The sequence below is a fragment of the Myxococcus faecalis genome, assembly GCF_050039385.1.
GTDB lineage: Bacteria > Myxococcota > Myxococcia > Myxococcales > Myxococcaceae > Myxococcus > Myxococcus fulvus.
Genome location: NZ_CP144336.1, coordinates 9,751,769 through 9,772,984, shown reverse-complemented (window position 1 = coordinate 9,772,984; position 21,216 = coordinate 9,751,769). Strand labels below are relative to the sequence as shown.

The following is a 21,216-nucleotide window of genomic DNA, read 5'->3' as shown; positions in this document are numbered from 1 at the left end:
CTCAGCGGGTGAGCGCGCTCACCAGCTCCTGGTCGATGAGTGAGGTGAGCTCCTGCTCCGACAGCGCCTGTATCTCCGCGGTCAATGCGTCCTCCCGCGTCGGGCCCTCCAGTGGCCGCTGGGTGGGCTCGCCCAGCCCCAGCTCTCCCGCGAGGTGCGTGACGAGCCCCGACACCGAGGGAAAATCGAAGACCAGCGTGGAGCGCAGGCTCTTGCCGAGGCTGCTCGCGAGCCGGTTCTTCAGCTCCACCGCCAGCAGTGAATCGAAGCCCAGGTCGAAGAGCCGCTCGCCACCGGAGAGCCGCTCCGACTCCGCCAGCCCCAACGTGCGTGCGACCTGCTCCGCCACGTGCTGGCGCAGCAGCTCCAACCTCCGGTTCGGCGCGGCCGCGTCCAGTCGCGCGCGGAAGGAAGGCGCCCGCGGCTCCATCGGCGCGCCTCCCAGCAGGCCCTGGAAGAAGGCCTGACGCGAGAGTCCCGGCCACTGCTCCGCGAGCCGGGTCCAGTCGATGGGGAAGACACCGAGCGAGGTGTTCGCTCCCCCCATGAGGCGCTCCAGGACCTCCAGCCCCCGCTCCACCGGAATCGTCCCGAAGCCCAGGGCAGCGGGCGACCTCGCCGACGCCGGGCCCATTCGCGCGGCCATCCCCGTCTCTGCCCAGGAGCCCCAGTTGAGGGTCAGCGCGGGGTACCCCTGCGCGCGCCGGAGCTGGGCCAGTGCATCGAGGAACGCGTTCGCGGCGACGTAGTTGGACTGCCCCGGCGTTCCCAGCACCGAGGCCGCCGAGGAGAAGCAGACGAAGAAATCCAGCGGCATCCCGGCGGTGAGCGCGTGAAGGTTCCACGCGCCCTGGACCTTGGGTGCCAGCACTTCGCGGAAGCGCTCCGCCGTCTGATGGGCCAGGGTGCCGTCGCGGAGGACTCCCGCGGCGTGGAAGAGTCCTCGCAGCGGAGGAGCGTCGTTCAGCTGGGCCAGGGCCGCCGCGAGCTCGTCGCGAGAAGCCAGGTCCGCCAGGGCCACACGGATGTGGACGCCTCGCGCCGTCAGCGCGTCGAGCTTCCGCTGGGTCTCCGCCGATGGCCCATGCCGCCCCAGCAGGATGAGGTGTCGCGCGCCCCGGTCCGCCAGCCATCCCGCGAGTCGGAGTCCAAGCCCGCCCAGTCCACCCGCGACGAGGTAGGACGCGTCCGAGGAGAGCTCCAGCTTCCGCGTCACCGCGCGAGCGCGGGCGCGCTCCAAGCGAGCGACGGACAAGCCCTCCGCGCGCACGGCGACCTGCTGCTCCTGCTCGGCCAGCGCGAACGCACGCAGGCAGGCCTCGGCCTCCCCGTTGACGGGCGCACCGGGGAGGTCGACCCGGAGGCAGCGCAGCTCCGGCAGCTCCGTGGACACCGCCTGCCCGAGGCCCCACAGCGGCGCCTGCGCGATGCGCGGCTCGTGGGCATCGGAGGACAGCGCTTGAGTGCCTCGGGTGATGAGCATCAACCGGGGCGTCCAGGAAACTCGCGCCAGGGCCTGCACCAGGTGCAGCGCGCCCTCGCAGCTCGCCCCCTCTTCATCGTCACCCCACAGGTACACGAGGCCGTGCGGAGCCGCGCCGTGCCACTGCGAGAACAGGTGGTCGAAGTGGTCGGGCCTCGCGGGGTCCAAGGAAGGGCCCTTGCGTACGCGGGTGACTCGGGCACCCCGCTGTTCGAGCAGCGCGGCCAGCGAGTCCCCGACGTCCTCATCGCCGATGAAGACGACCCAGTGCTGCCCCGCCGGGCGCAGCTCGCCCTGGGAGGCACACGGGCGCCAGGTGACGCGGTACAGCCAGTCCTGCCAGTCCACATCGAGGCCGCGCAGCAACACCTCCCGCTCGGCCTTGCGGACGGAGAGCCCGGTGAGGGACGCGACCACGCTGCCGTCCTCGGCGCAGAGGGTCATGTCGGTGGTGGGGTGTTCCGTCGAGCCGGCCTGGGCGCGCTGCGAGGCGAAGGTCCAGAGGCGCGCGGGCAGGCGCTGGTAGAGGTCGAGGCGGTGGATGGCGACCGGGAGCAGCAGCGCGTCGTCTGGCGACAGGGGCGTGACGGCGGCCGCGGTCCGGAGGCACGCATCGAGCAGCGCCGGATGGGCGCGGTAGCCCACGCCACGCGCTTCCACCTCGCTGAAGGAGCACGCGGCCCCAGGCCCCCGGTGCAGCGACGACAGCACTCGCAGCGAGGGGCCGTAGTCGAGCCCGCGCTGACGAATCGCCTCGGAGAAGGCCTCGAGGTCGACGGGGCTGGGGCAGTCTTGCCGTCGTGCCTCCAGCGCCACCCGAGGCGGCGGCGTCGCACCGGGCGCGTGGACCCGACAGGTCAGGTGGGTGCTCCAGGAGGAGCGCTCGCCCCGCCCTTCGTCCTCCCGGCTCATCACGGTGCACGTGAAGCCCGCGGTGCCCTGCTCCTCCAGGAGCGTCTGGACGACGCGCGTGCGCGACTCCGGCAGGATGAGCGGCTGGTGGAGCGTCACCGCCTCCAGCGTCATGGACTCCGAGCCCGACACCTGCGCCACGGCCGAGGCCACCATCTCCACGAAGGCCGCGGCGGGGACCACCGCCTTGCCGAACACGCGGTGGTCCTCCAGGAGTGGAAGGGCCCGCGCCTCCAGCTCTCGCGAGAAGACGGCGGTGCCTTCACGCAGCGCCACGGAGTCCCACCGCTCACCGAGCAGTGGATGCACCGCGGGCCTCGTGGGACGTGACCAGGGCGCGGGAACGTCCAGCCAGTGCCGCTGCCGCTCGAACGGATAGGTCGGAAGGGCGATGCGCCCGCGTGCGCCATCGACGCGCGCCAGGTCCACCGTCGCGCCACGCACGTAGAGCTCCGACACGGCGCGCAGCAGTCCCATCCGGTCCGAGCGACGCGGGTGCAGCGTCTCCAGCCACAGGGCGGATTCGGAGGCCGCGAGGTCTCGCGCGAGGTTCGACAGGACCGGCTTCGGGCCCACCTCGAGGAAGGCGCGCACCCCACGCTGGAGGAGCGTGCGGAGTCCCTCCGCGAAGCGGACCGGCTCGCGGCAATGCCGGACCCAATAGTCCGGACACGTGAAGCCCTCCCCTGCCTCGGTGCCGTCGAGGTTGGAGATGAGGGACACCCGCGGCGCCTGGAGGCGCACACCGCCGACGACGCGCGCGAACGCCTCCAACATCGGCTGCATCAGCGGCGAGTGGAACGCATGGGAGACCTTCAGGCGCTGGCTCTCGATGCCCTCGGCGGCCAGCTCGCGCGCGATGGCGTCGAGCGACTCCCGCGCTCCGGAGATGACCGTGTTCCTTGGCCCATTGAGCGCCGCCAGCGACACCCGCTCATGCCCCGCCACGGCTCGGAGGACTCGCGCCTCGTCGGTGAAGAGGGCCAGCATGGCGCCGCGCTCGGGCAGCGCCTGCATCAGCCGCGCGCGCTCGGCCACCAACGGGAGCCCGGCCTCGGCGGTCAGGGCGCCGGCGAAGATGGCGGCGGCATACTCACCGACGCTGTGCCCCAGGACCGCGTCGGCGTGGAGGCCCCACGAGCGCAGCAGACCGGCCACCGCCAGCTCGAGCGCCACGATGGCCGGCTGCGTGTACCGCGTCTCGTCCAGCGCGCCCGCGTCGCCCTGGAACAGCACCTCGGTCAGCGGCCGGTCGAGATGGGGGCGGAGGATCTCCTCGTAGTGGAGCAGGTCGCGCCGGAAGCCCGGCTCCGTCTCGAACAGCTCCCGCCCCATGCCCACGTACTGGGCCCCCTGCCCGGTGAAGAGCCACGCGACGCGCGGCGCCTCCGGGCCTCGCTGCCCTTCGACCCAAGCGCCGGTGGTTCGGGACTCGCCACGGCTGAAGTCGCGCAGGGCGGCGGCCAGGTCCTCGGAGGTCGAGGCCACGAAGGCCACGCGCTCCTCCAGCGAGCTCCGGCTGACCCTCGCCGTGTGGCAGACCTGCGCGAGCGCATCCTCGCGCGCCCCGCCGAGCGCGTCCGCGAACGACGCCGCCAACCGGCGCAGGCTGCCGCTCGTGCGGGCCGAGAGCGTCAAGAGCTGCGGCAGGCGCGCGGTGGCCTGGACGGCCGCCTGTTCCAGACGCGGCGCGGACTCGAGGATGACGTGCGCGTTGGTGCCCGAGAACCCGAACGAGCTCACGGCCGCGAAGCGCGGCGCCTCGGCTCGCCAGTCGCGCCGCGCGGTGGGGACCTCGACGAAGAGCCGGCTCCAGTCGACGTGCGGCGTGGGGGTCCGCAAGTGGAGGTGGGGAGGAATCGCCTCGTTCGCCAGACACAGGGCGGCCTTCATCAGCCCCGCGATGCCCGCCGCGCCCTCCAGGTGGCCCAGGTTCGTCTTCACCGAGCCCACCATCAGGGGCTGCTCGCGCGTCGCCCTGTCCCCGTAGACCGCGGCGAGCGCCTCCAGCTCGATGGGATCACCGAGCGCCGTCCCGGTCCCATGGGCTTCGACGTAGCCCACGCGCGCCGCATCGACGCGCGCATCCCTCAGTGCCTCCGCGAGGACCTGTCGCTGCGCGAGTCCGTTCGGGACCGTCAATCCGCTGGTCCGGCCATCCTGGTTGACCGCCGAGCCACGAATCACCGCGACGATGGGGTCCTTGTCCGCGAGGGCATCCGAGAGCCGCCGCAGGACGAGGAGGCCACAGCCCTCCCCTCTTCCCATCCCATTGGCCGCCGCATCGAAGGCCTTGCAGCGCCCGTCCACGGCGAGCATGTGCGCGCGCGACTCAATCAACGTCGCGACCGGCGACAGCACCAGGTTCACCCCGCCCACCAGCGCGAAGTCGACCTCGCGCTGGCGCAGCGAGCGGAGCGCGAGATGGACGGCGACCAGCGACGACGAGCACGCGGTGTCGACCGTGAGGCTCGGCCCCTGGAAGTCGAACGTGTACGACAGCCGCCCCGAGGCGACGCTCGCGCCATTGCCCGACCCCGTGTGCGCGTCGATGAGCTCGGGGGACTGGGTGACGAGCTGCGTGTAGTCCTGCCCCATCATCCCGATGAACACGCCCGTTCGGCTTCCTCGCAGGGAGCTCGGGTCGCGCCCCGCGCTCTCCAGGGCCTCCCAGGCGACCTCCAGCAGCAGCCGGTGCTGCGGGTCCATCCGCGCCGCCTCGCGCGGGGAGATGCCGAAGAACCGGGGCTCGAACTGGTCGATGTCCTCCAGGAACGCGCCGTGACGGCAGTAGACCTTCCCCGGCTGGTCGGGCTCGGGGTGATAGAAGGCCTCCGCGTCCCATCGCTCCTTGGGGACCTCGGTGACGGTGTCGACACCGTCGAGGAGCAGTCGCCAGTAGCGACCGGGAGTCGAGGCGCCGCCCGGGAACCGGCATCCCATGCCGACGATGGCCAGGGCCTCATGCCGCTCGCGTGCGTGGGCGTCGAGCTGTGCCTGCGCCTCCTGGAGCTTCAGGAGCGCGCGCTTCATCAACTCCGCATGGTCTGCCTGGGCGGACACGGCGGGCTCCTAGTTCATCTTCGAGAGCTGCTCTTCGAGCAGGTGGGCGAGGTGCGCTTCGGACAGGTTCTCCAGTTCGGACGTGCCCTGCTCCGGGGCTTCGGGAGGGGCGATGGTGGGCGAGGCGAACTCCAGGGGAAGGAACGCGGTGGCGAGCTGCTCCGCGAGCTTCTCGGTGGTGGGGTAGTTGAAGACGAGGGTGGCGGGCAGCGAGAGCCCGAAGCCGCTCTGGAGCCGGTTCTTGAGCTGCAGCGCCGCCAGGGAGTCGATGCCCATCTCGCTGAAGCCTTGCGAGGGGTCGACCGACGCACCGGAGGCCGCGCCGCGAATCCACGCCACCTGCTCACGCAGGTAGTCCAGGAGCAGCTTGCGACGCTGCGTGACGGGCGAGCGTGCGAGTGTCTCCAGGAAGCGCGCGCGCTCCACGGTCCGCCCCCGGGCCGCGTCGCGCAGCTCGGCGTCGTAGGGCGAGGAGCGGCCACCGCCGAACACCGCCCAGTCGATCTCCGCGACGCCCACCTGCGCGACAGGGCTCGTGAGCAGCGCTTCCAGTGCCGCCAGCCCCTCGCGCACGGGGAGGCTCCCCCAGCCCGGAGTGTGGGAGCGCGCGCCGACGTCCACGCGGGCTCCGGCGTCTCCCGCCCACACACCCCAGTTGATGCTGAGCCCCGGCAGTCCGAGGGCTCGGCGGTGATGCGCCAACGCGTCCTCGAACGCCGTCGCCGCGCAGTGGTTCGACTGTCCGGCGGAGCCGACCAGGGAGGCCACGGACGAGAACAACACGAAGTGGTCGAGCGCGAGCTTCGAGGTCAGCCGGTGCAGGTTCCACGCTCCCCTCACCTTGGGCCTGAGCACGTTCTCGAAGCGGGCCCAGCGCTGCTGGCGCAGGACTCCGTCATCCAGCACACCCGCCGAGTGGAACACGCCACCCAGCGGCGCGAGCTCGTCGGAGATCTCCCGGAGCACTGCCGCGAGCGCGTCCTCGTCCGCGACGTCCACCTGTCGGTACTCGACGCGCATCCCGAGCGTGCGCAGTCGCGCCAGCCGCTCGGCCGCCTCCGGCCCCACCGCGCCACGCCCCGTCAGCACGAGGCTCCGCGCGCCCCGATTCGCCAGGAGCTCCGCCGTCAGCAACCCCAGCCGACCGAGCCCACCCACCACGAGATAGGTGCGATCCTCCCGGACAGCGTCAGCGCCCGCCCGCCGCGAGGACGCGGGCAGAACCTCGCGAGCAGAGACCCTGCGCAGCCGTGCGACCTGGCGGCCACCGCGGAAGGCGACCTGGTTGTCCGCCACTTCTGTTCGCGCGTGGAGCTCCCGCGTGAGCGCCTCCACCTGCGCATCCGGTGCGCTCCGTGGATCAAGGTCGACGCACCGGACATCCAGCTCGGAGGACTCGATGGCGACAGGTCGCGCCAGGCCCCAGAGCAGCGACTGTGCAATCCCAGGGAGTGACTGCCCGGTGACGACGGCCTGCGCGCCCCGCGTCACCCACCACACGGCCTGGGAGTATCCACGCTCGATGAGGTAGCGCAGCAGCCCGAGGCCGCCTCCGCATCCGCGCCGCGCGTCCGCGTCGAGGCTCGCCGGGTCGAGGTCCTCCGAATCCGCGCCGTCCAGCCCCCACAGCAGGATGACGTCCGAGAGCGAGGCCGGAAGCCGCAGGGTCCGCAGGGCCTCCGCGAGCACCTCGGGGTCCTCCGGCAACTCGAAGCGCGTGTCGCCGATGGCACGGAACGTCTGGCCGCGGAACGCGATGAAGCAGGTCCGTCCATCCCGTTCGAGTGCTCGCGCGAGCTGCAGCCCCAGCCCACGCTCGTCCGCGAGAATCAGGCACGGTCCGCGCTCCGTCGGAGGGGTGCCCGCCGCCTCCAGCGCGAGCGGCTCCCACCGGCGCTCGTAGAGCCATCCATCCAGCGGTGACTGGGTCGCCGGGCTCAACGCTTCCCGACGGGTCCACTGGAGCTCCAGTCCGAGGACTCGCGCGCACAGCCTCCCCTCCCTCCCGAAGACGTGGACATCGGCGCGAAGCCGCTTCCACGTGGCATCCAGGGGCAGCACCACCGCGTGGCTCCACATCCGCGCGTCGAGTCCTCCGAACAGCTCGAGGCTCTCCACGTTCATCGGCACATAGAGCTCGGAGCCGCTCGACTCCGGATACACGCCGCCCACCACCTGGAGACACGCATCCAGCAGCGCCGGGTGCGCGAAGAACGCGTCGTGGTCCCCGAGCACGGCGGGCCTCTCGATTCGGGCCAGGACCTGCTCCGACTGTCGGCGCAGCTCGGTGATGCCCTGGAACTCCGCGCCGAAGTCGACCCCGGACTCCCGCGCCCTTCGATAAGGGTCTGGGATGAGCAGCGCGGCCCGCTGCATCGCGAGCACCGCGTCGTAGCCCGCTGACTCACCAGGCGCCTCTCCCTCGCGTGGGGCGAGGAGCGTCGCGGTCGCATGAAGGACCCACTCGCCTTCCGCGTCATCCATCGCGCGACTGAAGATGCGCGCCGTCGCCGTGCCAGCCTCGTCCTTGCTCACCGAGCACTGCACCCTGCGACTGGAGTCTCCAGGGAAGGTCATCGCCGCGAGCAAGGACAGGTTCTCCAACCGCGGCGCCTTCGTGCCGAGCAGTCGCGCGCCCGCGGCCAGCGCCATCTCGACGTAGGCCGTCGCGGGCAACGTCGGAGTCCCGAAGACGCGATGCTGCCCCAGGAAGGCCTGCGACGAAGGACCCAGCGTCGACTCGAACAGCAGCGCGTCCGCCCCGAGCACGGCCAACGGCAGGCGCGCGCCGAGCAGGGGGTGCTCCTCCCGGGTGACGCTCGTGCCCTGAAGCCGCTGCAGCCCCGCGCCCTCTTCCCAGTACCTCTGCCGCTGGAAGGGATACGTGGGGAGCGCCACCTTGCGCCGGGTGAAGCCCGCCTCGAAGGCCGTCCAGTCCACGCGGACGCCTCGGACATACAGCGCCGACAGACTCTCCAACATCTGCTGCCAGCCGCCGTCTTCGGGCCGCAGGCTCGGCAGCCACGCGCACTCCCCTTCCGGAACGCACCGCGCCGCCATGCCGAGCAGCGTCGCCTTGGGCCCCATCTCGATGAACACCCGCACCCCGTCGCGGTACAGGTGCTCCACGCCCTGCGCGAAACGCACCGGGTCTCGGAGCTGGCGGCACCAATAGTCCGGCGTGGTGATGGCGTCCGTGATGGGCTCGCCGGTCATCCCGGAGACCATGGGGATGGCGGGCCGCGTGTAGGAGAGCGTGGAGGCGACGGCCCTGAACTCCGGGAGGATGGCCTCGACCATGACCGAGTGGGCCGCGCGCGGAATGTTCAGGCGGCGCACCTTGAGGCCGCGCGACTCCAGGGCCGAGGCCACCTCCCCCAGCTCGCCAGGGGGACCGGAGACGACCACGTTGTCGGGACCATTGAGCGCGGCGATGGAGCAGCTCCATCCGCCTCGCGCCAGGACCTCGCGCACCTCCGCCTCACCCGTGGAGACCGCGAGGTTTCCTCCCTCTGGGAGCTGATGCATCAGTCGGCCACGGTGGAGCGCCAGCTTCAGTCCGTCCTCGAGGCTGAACACCCCCGCGAGGCACGCCGCCGCCAGCTCTCCCGTGCTGTGTCCGAGCAGGACATCGGGCTGGATGCCCCAGGACATCCACAGCTCGGCCAGCGCGTACTCGAGCGCGAAGAGCACCGGCTGCGCGTAGTCGAACTGGTCGATGGGCGAGTCGTGTCCCGGCTCCGGATAGAGCACGGAGTGGAGCGAGCGTCCCCAGACGTCACGCAGCAGCACATCGAACGCATCGATGCGGCGGCGGAAACCCGGATGCGTCGGATAGAGCTCGCGAGCCGCGCCGACGTACTGCGAGCCCTGCCCCGAGAAGAGGAACGCGACCTTCGGCGACGACCTCGCGTCGAGCACGCCGTGTACCAACCCCGGACGCTCCTCGCTCCTCGCCGCGGCGCCGAGCGAGGCGGCCATGGCACCGCGCTCCGAGGCCACCACCGCGAGCCGATGCTCGAAGGCGACGCGGCCCGTGTTCGCGGAGAAGCACACGTCCGCGAGCGACACGTCGGTTCCCTCCAACAGCGCCTGGTACTGGCCCGCGAGCAACCGCAGCGCCGCGTCATTGCGCGCCGAGAGCGTCAGGACATGACGGGGGCGATCCGCGCCGGAGGCCTCGGGCACCTGTGCCGCGGGAGCCTCTTCCACCACCACATGCGCGTTGGTGCCGCCGATGCCGAAAGAGCTGACTCCGGCGCGGCGCGGGCCGCTCGCCACATTCCACGGCGTGGCCTTGTCGACCACGAAGAACGGGCTGTGCTCGAAGTCGATGCGCGGGTTCGGCGCCTCGAAGTGAAGCGAGGGCGCGAGGGTGCGGTGCTGGAGGGACAGCACGACCTTGATGAGCCCGGCGATTCCCGCCGCACTGTCCAGGTGCCCGATGTTGCTCTTCACCGAGCCCAGCGCACAGGACCGGGACTCCGCCTGCTCACCGAAGGCCCGGGTCAGCGCCGCGACCTCGATGGGGTCGCCCATGGCGGTCCCCGTCCCGTGCGCCTCGACGTAGGAGATGCTCCGAGGGTCGATGCCGGCGCGCTGGTGCGCCCGGCGGACGACGTCGGATTGCCCTTCGACACCGGGCGCCATGAAGCCGACCTTCCGGTGCCCGTCGTTGTTGATGGCGGAGCCCTTGATGACCGCGAGGACCCGGTCCCCATCGGCGAGCGCTCGCTTCAGGCGCTTGAGCACGACGACGCCGGCGCCGCTCCCAGGGAGGGTGCCGCTGGCCCGGGCATCGAACGGCCGGCAGTGGCCGTCCTTCGAGAAGATGCTGCCCTCTTCGTAGAGGTAGCCGACCTTGTGCGGGACCTTGATGGCCACCCCGCCCGCGAGCGCCATGTCGCAGCGTCCGTCGAGCAGCGCGTCGCAGGCCGTCGACACGGCGACGAGCGACGTCGAGCAGGCCGTCTGGAGGTTCAGGCTCGGACCGCGCAGGTCGAGCTTGTAGGACGTCTGCGTCGCCAGGAAGTCCTTGTCCTGGGACACGAGGTCCTGGAAGAAGCTGAGCGGCCGCGTGAGGTCCGGATACGGATAGCGGTAGTGGCTGACGCTCTTGCCCGCGTAGACACCGACGACGGCGTCGCCCGCGCCAGGTGGGTAGCCCGCGTGTTCGAGCGCCTCCCACGAGCACTCCAGGAACACGCGCTGCTGAGGGTCCAACGAGCGCGCCTCCCGGGGCGTGAGGGAGAAGAAGTCGGCGTCGAACGCGTCGAAGTCCTCCATCACCGCCGAGGCGCGGACGTAGCGCGGGTCCCGGAACGCCGGCTCGCTCACGCCCGCGGCCCGCAGCTCGTCATCGGTGAAGGTGCCGACGGACTCGACGCCCTCCACCAGGTTGCGCCAGAACGCATCGAGCGTGGCCGCGCCGGGGAAGCGTCCGCTCATCCCGATGATGGCGATGTCCCGGTCCTCCTGCGTCGGAGGTGCCTCGACGACGGGCGTGGTACGCGCCGCGGTCCCCGGAGCGCCGAGTCGCGCCGCGAGCGAGCGGACCGTCGGGTTCCCGAACAGCTCGACGACGGGGATGGTCAGCGCCAGGGCCTGCTTGATGCGCAGGTGGAGCTGGATGAGGTGCACGGAGTTGGCGCCGAGCTCGAAGAAGTTGGTATCCGGATGGACCGCCGGAATCCCCAGCACGGCCCCGACGGCCTTGGACAGCGCGTCCTGGAGCGCGCGCGTCCCTTCCCCGCCCCCTATCGCCGGGGGCGGCCGCGATGCGGTGTCCTGCTTCGCCTGGGCGACCTCGTCGGGGTGAGGCAACGCCCGGCGGTCCACCTTGGCGTTGCGGGTCAGCGGAAGGGCGTCCAGCACGACATACGTCGCGGGCACCATGTGCTCGGGGAGCACGCGAGAGAGGAACTCGCGGACGCGCCGCGTGTCGAGCTCCCGCGCTCCGTCCGCGAGGACGACATACGCGACGAGTCGCTTCTCATGGTGCTCACCGACGGCCCCCACCACGGCGGCGCGGATGTCCGGAGCACGGAGCAGCGCCGCTTCGATTTCTCCGGGCTCGATGCGCTGTCCACGGATGGAGAGCTGGAAGTCGACGCGGCCGAGGAACTCGATGGTGCCATCGGGCAGATACCGGCCGAGATCTCCGGTGCGATAGATGCGCTCGCCCGTGCGAGGGTGGACGGTGAACTTCCGCGAGCCCGCCCCCGCGCCGATGTAGCCCAGGGCCACGCCAATGCCCGCGCAGCACAGCTCGCCGGGGACCCAGACAGGCCGCTCCTCCAGCCGTTCGTCCAGCACGTAGTACCGGGTGTTGGCGATGGGCTTGCCGTACGGAATGCTGCGACGACGCTCGTCCGCCTCCTCGACGGGATGGGTGATGTTCCAGAGCGACGTCTCGGTCGGTCCGCCGACGCTCACCACCTTCACACCGCCGAAGCGCGCGCGCAGGCGCCCGGGGAGCGTGACGGCGATCCAGTCGCCCCCCAACATCACGAGCCGCAGCGGACACGCGAGCCGGACGTTGCCTCCCTCGAGGTACGTCAGCAGCATCTCCATCATCGCCGGCACGGTGCTCCAGAGCGTGACGCCGTGACGGGCCATCAGCTCGACCCAATGCGAGGGGTCTCTGCGCCGGGAGGCATCGGGCATCACCACCGTGCCGCCCGCGCTCAGCGTTCCGAAAACGTCGTAGACGGAGAAGTCGTGGTGGAGGGCGCTCAGGGCGATGAGCCGGTCATCCGGCCCGACGCCGTACTTGCGGTTCGTCCACTCGATGGCGTTGACCATCCCCGCGTGCGTGAGCATCGCCCCGTTGGGCTGGCCCGTGGATCCGGACGTATAGAGGATGTGCGCGAGGTCCTCGGGCCGCTGCGCGGTCGACAACGGCGCGTCGGGGTACTCACCGAAGGCCTCGGGGGTGAGGACCAGCACCTGGACGGACCCGGGCCACGAGTCCCGGGCGAACTTCGGCTGGGTCACCACCCGCTCGACGCCGCCGTTGCGCATCATGAAGGAGCGCCGCTCCAGCGGCAGGCCCGCGTCGATGGGCAGGTACGCGGCGCCCGAGGCCAGGACGCCGAGCACCGCGACGACCTGCTCCCACCCCTTCTCCATCACCACCGCGACCACGTGATTGGGCGCGGCGCCACGCTCGCGCAGCACATGGCCCAGGCGGTTGGCGCGGCGGGCCAGCTCGCCATAGCTCAGCGTGCACCCCTCGGCGACCAGGGCGAGTGCGTCGGGACGCGCGGCGGCGTTCCGGTAGAAGCCCGTGTGGAGCAGCTCACCACTCAGCGGACGGGCCGTGTCGTTGACGCGGGCGATGAGCTCGCGCTGGCGCGGCGGAAGCAGGTCCAGGTCCGCGCGCTCCCAGGCCGCGTCGTCCTCCGCCAATCGGAGGAGCAGCGCGTGGAAGCTGGCGAACATGTCCTCCAGCATCCCGGACGGGAAGAGTTCCTCCGCCACGTCCCAGTTCAGGAAGACGCCGCCCCGCTGGTAGACGATCTGAAGGTCGATCCACACCTGTGGCGTCTGCGTGAGGGCCTCGACGAGCCCGCCGAACGACTCCGCCAGGAAGTCCACCCAATGCGAGTCCCCGCTCCGGGAGTGGGAGGCGAAGCTCGTCATCACCACGGGCATGATGGCGCCGGAGATGCGCCCCTGGGCGCGGAACAGCTCTCGCAGCAGCTCGACGCCGCTCACCTCGCGATGTTCGAGCGCGAGGAGGAGCTGCTCGCGAATCGCCAGCGCGCGCTCGGTGAAGCTGCGCTCCGGATGGTGGTCCACCTCGACCAGCGTGAAGCTGGCGAAGGTGCCGATGATGTCGTTGACCTGGGGGTGGACGGGCAGCCGGTTGAAGTGCGGGACGTTGAGCGTGAAGCGCGGGCCACGGCTCCAACGGGCGATGACCTCCGCGTACGCGGCCAGCAGCAGCTCGGGCTCGGTCAGCCGGCGTGCACGGGCCCGCTGCTTGAGCCGCTGCCACACCTCCGCGTCCACGCGCGCGAACCAGCGGCGGAAGCGCGGGCGCCGGAGCGTACGGGGGTCCTTCTCCAGCGGGAGGTCGGGCGCGGGCGGAAGGTGCGGGAGGCGTGCGCGCCAGTATTCGAGCGAGCGCGCGTAGCGGGCACCTCGGGCATGGTGCACGGCGAGCGAGTAGTCCCGATACGACAGCGTGAGGGGCGCGACTGTGGCTTCGGGGTGCCGGTAGAAGTGAACCAGGTCCCGGTAGAGGAGCTGGAAGCTGTACCCATCGATGAAGGTCCCATCGATGCTCATGAAGAGGCGCACGCGGTCGCCGTCGAGCAGACACGCGCGCAGCTCGAACAAGGGCCACTGGTCGAGCGGGAGCACCTGCTGGGACAGCCGCTCGCGGATGGCGACGAGGCGTGCCTCGGCCTCTTCCTGGCCGCGCCCGCGCAGGTCCTCAACGGGCAGGTGGTAGCGAGGGACGGAGGGGAGGATCTGCTGCTGGAAGCCCGGGGCCTCCACGGCGCGCAGCATCTCGTGGCGGTCCACGACCCGGTTCCACGCCTCCTCGAAGCGCGCGAGGTCGAGCCCGGGACAGTCGAGCTCGTTGTACGCGTGCATCGACGCGTTCATCTCCAGCTCGGCCTGTCGGCCCACGCTGTAGGCCTGCTGGAGCTCGGTCATCGGGAACGGCAGGTGCCGCTCCTCGGGCCGAGGCACCACCTCCAAGGGAGTGCCTGCCAGGGGCTCGTCCCGCTCCGACAGGAGCGCGCGGAGCGCCGCCTTGTGCTCCATGAGCTGTTCGCGCAGGTGCGGGGGAAGCACCCCGTCCGGCGCGTCGACGGCCAGGTGCTCGCCGTCCACGCTCAGCGTGATGCCGTGAGCGGCCAGCGACTGGAGGAGCTCCGCCAGCGTCATAGGAGGACCCGCTTGGTGTCGGTGCGCGCCGAGGACACGCCGCCCATCACGCTGGCGACGGCGAGCTTCTCCAGCAGCTCGGCCGCCACCTGCCCGATGGAGCCGTCATCCACGAAGCGCTTGAGGGGCAGCCCCACCTCGAGCTCGCCCAGGACCAGGTCGCGCAGCTCCAGCGCCATGATGGAATCGAGGCCCAGCGACTCGAACGAATCCGTCGCCGCGAGACGCTCGGGAGCCAGTCGGCAGACCTGGGCCACCATGTCCTTCAGCCGGGCCTCCATCATCTGGGAGCGCGCGGAGCCCTCCAGCGAGAGCAGCACCTCGCGGAGCTTGCGCGGCTCAGCCTCCGCGGCGGGCGCGTGGACCCGGGGACGGAACAGGGACGAGCGCGCCACGGATGGGTGACTGCGTGCCCAGCGCTCCGCATCGAAGCGGGCGATGGCGCGGACCACGGGGGCTTCAGCGAGCGTGAGGGCCATGGCGGACAGCGCGGCGTCGACGGACATGGGCTCCATGCCGTGCTCGGCGAGTCGGGCACCGCGCCTGGCGTCCGCGGCGGCCATGCCGACCTCCGCCCAGCTTCCCCACTGGAGGCTGATGGCGGGCAGCCCCCGTGCGCGACGAAGGTGGGCCAGCGCATCGAGGAAGGCGTTCGCCGCGGCGTAGTTGGCCTGCCCCGGAGCGCCCAGCAACGAGCCGGTCGATGAGAACAGGACGAACTGCTCCAGCGAGTCATCCGTGGCCAGTGTGTGGAGGTTCCAGGCGCCGTCCACCTTGGGGCCCATGACGCGGTCGAAGCTCCGGGGCTCCAGTTGGAGCAGGGAGCCGTCGGCCAGCACACCCGCGCAATGGAAGAGCCCGCCGAGGGGAGGTCCTCCACTGCGCACCGAGCGCAACAGGTCCGCGACCGCCTCGGACTGGCTCACATCGACGGAGAAGACGTCCACCCGCGCTCCCGTCGCGCGCAAGGGAGCCAGGGCCCGACGCGCCTCCGGCGTCTCTCCCATCCGGCCGCAGAGCGCGAGGTGACGCGCGCCGTGGTCCACCAGCCAGGAGGCCAACCTGAGCCCGATGCCGCCGAGCCCACCCGTGATGAGGTACGTGCGGTCCGCTCGCGGACGGAACGGCTTCGTGGAGGGACGACGTCCTTGGGTGAGCGTCGGGACCAGCCGTCTGTCTCCGCGCAGCGCGACCTCGTCGTCCTCCGCGCCGGGCGAGGAGGAGCGACGGAGCTCGTCCACGAGCAACCGCGACGAATCCACCCCCGACACGGAGTCGACGTCGATGCGGAGGCACCGCAGCTCGGGGTGCTCGTAGGCGATGACCCGCCCGAGCCCCCAGAGGGAGGCGCCCAGGAGAGACACCGACTCCGAGCCTCCGCCCACGGCCTGCGAGCCTCGGGTGATGAGATACAGCCGAGGGGGCTTCTCCAGCGTCGCGCGGGCCAGGGCCTGAACGAGCGAGGTCAGGGCGACGGCCTGGGCCCGGACATCTCGGGGCAAGGACTCGGGGTTTCCGGCGCGAGCCAGGAAGAGCACTCCGCGAAGCGGCTGGTCAGCGGAGCAAAGCTCGCGCAGCAACATCGAGAAGGACGCGACCTGGGTGAAGTCGAGACGATGGTCGCGATCCGACACGCGCTCGAAGGCAGCGCCTGGACGCGCCAGCACCACTTCGCCTCCCGCATCGGCCAGTGCATCACGGAGCGACTGGGTGGCCTCCGGTTCCTCGGAGACGATGAGCCAGGTGCCATCCAGTCGGGCCTGCGCGTGCTCCGACTCACGAGGGCTCCACGAGAGTTCGTGAAACAACTCCGCACCCGCGGCGGCATCTTCGACCACCACGGGCGCGATCTCGCCGTCCCACCAGAAGCGCTCGCGCTGCCACGGGTAGGTCGGAGCGACGACCTTCCTCCCCTCCGGGAAGAGGTGCTCGAAGCGGAGAGGGACTCCAGCACAGTAGAGCCTCGCGGCGAGGGTCAGCAGCTCCTGACGGGTCCCCAAGCCGGCCTGCAGCACGAGCACGTCCCGGCCCCGGCGCTGCGCTGCCGCTTCCAACGCTTCGCCGAGAGAGGCCTCACACGCCAGCGACAGGTAGACGGAGGCGCTCCGCTCCATCAACTGTTCGGCGGACAGGTCCACGTCGGGAGCATCCCGGTTCGCCAGGTCGCCAGCTGTCCCGTTTGCTCCCGCGTCCAGCCACGCCTCCTCTCGGAAGGACAGGAAGGCGCACTTCGCCGGACGGACAGGAAGCGAGCCAGGCGGGAGAAGCCCCAGGACGCTCCGGAGCGCCTCCTCCACGGTGAGCAGGCCCGCGATGACGGCGGCGGAGATTGAACCCACGCCATGACCGGCGACAGCGGACGGCTCGACGCCAAAGGCGCGCCACATCTCCGCCAGGGCGAGCTGACAGATGAGGAGGAGCGCTGCATCCCCCTCGTGCCCACCCACCGGCTGGAACACCGACTCACCCTGCGTTCTGCCGACGAGGCCATCGCGGCTCTCGCCATGGGGACGGCGCGCAGCCACCTCGTCGCGCCCCTGCGCGAGCACCGAATCGCCCGCCTCGCCGACGAAGCCATCGCGCCCGTCGATAGGGCGAAGGCGTGCAGCCGCCTTCGTGCGCTCCTGCTCGGCCACCGACTCGCCCGCCACCTCGTGGGCGAGGCCGTCGCGTTGGTCGGCGGAGCGCAGGTGCCCGGCCTCACGCTCACGCGCAAGTTCGAACACGGACACGCCCGCCACCTGCCGGAAGACGCCGTCGAGCTGCTCGACGTGGCGAAGGAATGCCTGCTCCTGGCCACGCTCCGCGCGCATGCGCCCACGGGCCGCGGAGACGTCATCTCCCAACACGAAGACCACGCCACGTCCGCCCGAGCCCTTGAGCCGCCCCTGGAACGCCCCCTCCCCCTCACGCCCCTCCGAAGCGCGGCGCAGCAGCGCCTGCAGCTCCTCGCGCGTCCTGGCAACCAAGGCGAGGCGCCGCTCGTGGTGCGCACGTCCCGCCCCCGCCGTGAAGCATGCATCCCGGAGGTTCATCCCCGGCAACTGACGCGACCACGCCCCAGCCAACTCCCTCAGCGCGGCCTCGCCACGCGCCGAGAGCGGCAACAGGTAGGGCCCCACATCCGGAGCGGCAGCCACCGTCTCCCGATGCGCTTCGAGCAGCGCATGAGCATTCACCCCGCTCATCCCGAACGAGCTCACGGCGACCCGATGCGGACGACCCAGCTCCGGGAGGGACCTGCGCTCGCGCACCACTTCGAGACCGGAGCCTTCCCAGGTGAACTCGGGCGTCGGGTGCTCGAAGTGCACAGCGGGCGGGACCTCCCCCGTCTGCAGGACCGTCACCGCCTTGATGAGCCCCGCGATTCCCGCCGCCGCTTCGGTGTGACCGATGTTCGGTTTGACAGAGCCGATCCACAGCGGCCGCGCCGAGCCCCGCCCACGCCCGTAGACCCTGGCAATCCCCTCCAGCTCGATGGGGTCTCCGAGCCGGGTCCCCGTCCCATGGGCCTCCAGGTAGTCCACCTGCCCCGCCTCGAGTCCCGCGCGCTCCAGCGCGAGCCGATACAGCGACTCCTGCGCTCGGACATTGGGCACCGTCAGCCCACCGCTCGCGCCATCATGGTTCGTCGCCGTGGCTCGAATCGTCGCGAGGATTCGATCTCCATCCCGGACGGCGTCCCGCTGCCGCTTCAGGATGATCACGCCACATCCCTCCCCCTGCACCATCCCGTCCGCGTCACGGTCGAAGGCGCGGCAGGTCTGGCGAGGAGAGAGCGCCCCCGCCTTGGCCAGGAACACACTCAGATGCGGCGCCAGGAGGAGCTTCACGCCGCCCGCGATGGCCACCGTCGACTCGCCCGCGCGCAGGCTCTGGCAGGCCAGATGCACCGCGACCAGCGAGGACGAGCAAGCCGTGTCCACGGCCATGCAGGGCCCCTCCAGGCCCAGCAGATACGAGAGGCGCCCGGCGACATAGCTCGCGTCCACGCCCGTCGAGTAGTGCGCGTCGACGCGCTCCAACCCACCGTCCGCGATCAGCGCGTAATCCCGAGCGTGGATGCCGGCGAACACGCCTGTCCGCGTCCCCGCGAGCCGGTGCGGCGAGAGCCCCGCGTCCTCGAGCGCCTCCCAGCTCACCTCCAGGAAGAAGCGCTGCTGCGGGTCCATCCCCTCCGCCTCCCGTCGGGAGATGCGGAAGAACTCCGCGTCGAACCGGTCGACGCCTTCCACGAACGCCGCCCGGCGCATCGTCGTCCTGCCAGGCGCGGACGGCTCAGCGTCATGAGCGCCCCGCAGCGCTCGACGCTCAGCGGGGACGTCCGTCACCGCGTCACCCGAACTCCATAGCAGCTCACGGAAACGTGCGGGATTCGAGGCTCCGCCTGGAAACCGACAGCCCATCCCGATGATGGCGATGGCGCCGTCGTCAGCCCGGGCGACAGCCCCGAGCTTGCGCTGGAGCTTCTCGATGGTCAGCAAGGCCTGCTGCAGCGGCGTCAACTCCACGCCCGCACCGTCCTCGCGGCTCATCCCTCCACCTCCTCGTGGTCGAGCTCCGCGAGCTTCCGCGCAATCAGCTCGCGGGCCTGCGCCTCCGACAACCCGGAGATGCGCTCCACCAGCCCCGCGTCCTCGTCAGACGCCCGAGCGCCCCCCGCCCGCGAATCCAGGAGCCCCTGCAAGCCCGTCGCCAGCGAGTCCAACCGTGGATGCTCGAAGAGGAAGGTCGTCGCCACCGCCACGCCCAGCTCCCGCGTCAGCCGACCCGAGAGCATCACCAGGGACACCGAGCTCATTCCCAGCTCGAACAGCGTCCGCCCTCGCCAGTCCAGCTCCGCGGGCTCCACCTCCAGCACCGCCGCCACCTGCCCCTGGAGGAGCTCCAGCAGCCGGGCCTCGCGCGCTGGTGTGGTTCCCTCCCGGAAGTCCATTCCCGTGGCCGTCCTGGGCACGGGCGCCTCGGCGGACTCCGGCCTCGAACGCGAGGGAGCACGAGACACCACCTCGGGCGAAAGCCACTCCGGCCACAAACGCTGTCTCTGAAAGGGATAGGCCGGAAGACTTACACATCGTCCTTCGAGCCCTGGGAAGGCCTCGCGGCAAACCCTGCCTTTCTCCAGATAGGTCCGCGCCGCCTCGACCCAGTGGCTCGGCAGGCCCTCCTCCACCCAGAGGGTCTGTTCCGGAGAACCGATGAATGCCTTCAGCATTCGCATCAATCCTTCCCGCCCCCCGGCGAGCATCGCGGCACGATGGCGATGGTGCTGCCGCTTGAACATCGCGGTAAAGCAGACATCCCCGAGCCGGACAGCAGAGTCTGCGTTCTCCGAAAGGAAATCCAGAACCTGCTGGGACTGCTGCCTGAGTGCCTCCGGGGTCAGCGCGGAGAGCACCAGGAGGTGGTTCGACGAGATGGCCGCAAGCCCTTGCATGAGAGGGAATTCCGGGGCGGACTCCAGGACGACAAAGGCATTGGACCCACCCAGGGAGGTAGACACGACGCCAGCGCGTGCGGGTCGACCTGCCCCGCGGTCTGACCAGGCCTCCAGGCGTGACTGGATTTGCAGCCCCAGCTCGTCGAAAGCGAGTGTGGGATTAGGGGAATCCACATGAATCGTCGGCGGCCAGGTGCGGTGGTACAAGGACAGACAGACCTTGATGAGCTGCGCGATGCCAGCCGCCGCCCCCAGATAGCCCAGGTTGTTGCTGATCGCGCCCAGCCGGCAGGGCTCCGAGCGCGCGCCACCCAGCGCCTCGGCGATGGCGATGGCCTCCGCCGCGTCGCCCTTGAGGAAGGCCGAGCCGTGCAGCTCCACGTAGTCCAGGCTGGCGGCCTCCACGCCGCCCCGTGAGCAGGCCTGACGGATGACGTCCGTCTGCGCCTCGATGCTGGGCGCCATGATCCACTCGTTCCGGCCGTTGTGGTTCACGGCGCTGCCGCGGATCACCGCGTACACGCGATCAGTCGGGTCCACCCGGGACAGCGGCTTGAGGACGAGCATCCCGGCGCCCTCGCCACGGATGTAGCCATCCGCTCCGGCATCCAGGGTCCGGCACTCCCCGCGCGCCGACAGCACCCCGGCCTGGGAGAGCATGATGCTGCTGTCCGGAGAGAGCATCAGCTCCACACCACCTGCGAGCGCGCAGTCCACTTCTCCCAACATCAGACTTCTACAGGCCTCATGTACGGCCGTCGTCGACGAGGCGCAGCCCACGCTGGAGCAGGTGCTGGGCCCCCGGAGGTCGAAGGCATGGGAGATGCGATTGGCCGCGAAGGACGGCGTGGTGCCCAGCACGGAGTACCCATCCAGCGCCCCCCAGTCCCGCGCCAGCATCCGCTGGAAGTCATTGAAGTTGACCCCGACGAAGACCCCGGTGCGGCTGCCTCGGAGGGAATCCAGGGGGATGCCCGCGTCCTCCAGCGCGTGCCACGCGCACTCGAACAGCACGCGGTGCTGGGGATCCATCTGCCGCAGCTCCCGCTTCGACAGACGGAAGGCCTGGGGATCCGCCGATGCGACGTCCTCCAGCAGTCCAGCGCGCCAGTGGCGCACCTTCCCCGGAGTGGCCGGGGTGGGGTCATGGAGCAAGCCCTTCTCCCAGCGGGAGGTCGGGATCTCTCGGGTGGCGTCCAATCCCTCGCACAGAAGCCTCCACAGGCTCCGCGGACACTCGGCCCCAGGAAATCGAAGGCCGATGCCCACGACAGCGATTGCCTCGTGTCGCATTGCACAAACCCTTAACGCACCCGGAATCTCCAGGTCAAACATTGCGAATCACATACCAGACAATCAAAACAGACCCAACCCGGCACACATGCAAGCCAAGGCAACCCGGGGGATTCTTGAC

General features: G+C 70.8%; 4 protein-coding genes. All 4 read right to left on the bottom strand.

Features of this window, described 5'->3' with window-relative positions; all coding sequences use genetic code 11:
* Nucleotide 1: 1 nt before the first annotated feature.
* Genes VZQ01_RS39235 through VZQ01_RS39220 form a run of 4 tightly spaced genes read right to left on the bottom strand, consistent with a single transcriptional unit; the run spans nt 2 to nt 21,095 of the window.
* A complete protein-coding gene (locus tag VZQ01_RS39235; RefSeq protein WP_426749027.1) occupies nt 2-5,428 on the bottom strand; it encodes a type I polyketide synthase in 5,427 nt (1,808 codons plus the stop codon).
* A 39-nt stretch (nt 5,429-5,467) separates the two neighbouring features.
* Complete coding sequence (locus tag VZQ01_RS39230) at nt 5,468-14,362, bottom strand: non-ribosomal peptide synthetase (RefSeq protein WP_426746181.1); 8,895 nt, start codon at nt 14,360-14,362, stop codon at nt 5,468-5,470.
* Nucleotides 14,359-18,897 (bottom strand): type I polyketide synthase, encoded by a 4,539-nt coding sequence (locus tag VZQ01_RS39225; protein WP_426746180.1) that lies wholly within the window; start codon nt 18,895-18,897, stop codon nt 14,359-14,361. Before VZQ01_RS39225 ends, VZQ01_RS39230 begins: the two co-directional genes overlap by 4 nt.
* Complete coding sequence (locus tag VZQ01_RS39220; protein ID WP_426749026.1) at nt 18,894-21,095, bottom strand: beta-ketoacyl synthase N-terminal-like domain-containing protein; 2,202 nt, start codon at nt 21,093-21,095, stop codon at nt 18,894-18,896. The genes VZQ01_RS39225 and VZQ01_RS39220 overlap by 4 nt, the downstream gene beginning before the upstream one ends.
* Between the last annotated feature and the right edge of the window lie 121 nt (nt 21,096-21,216).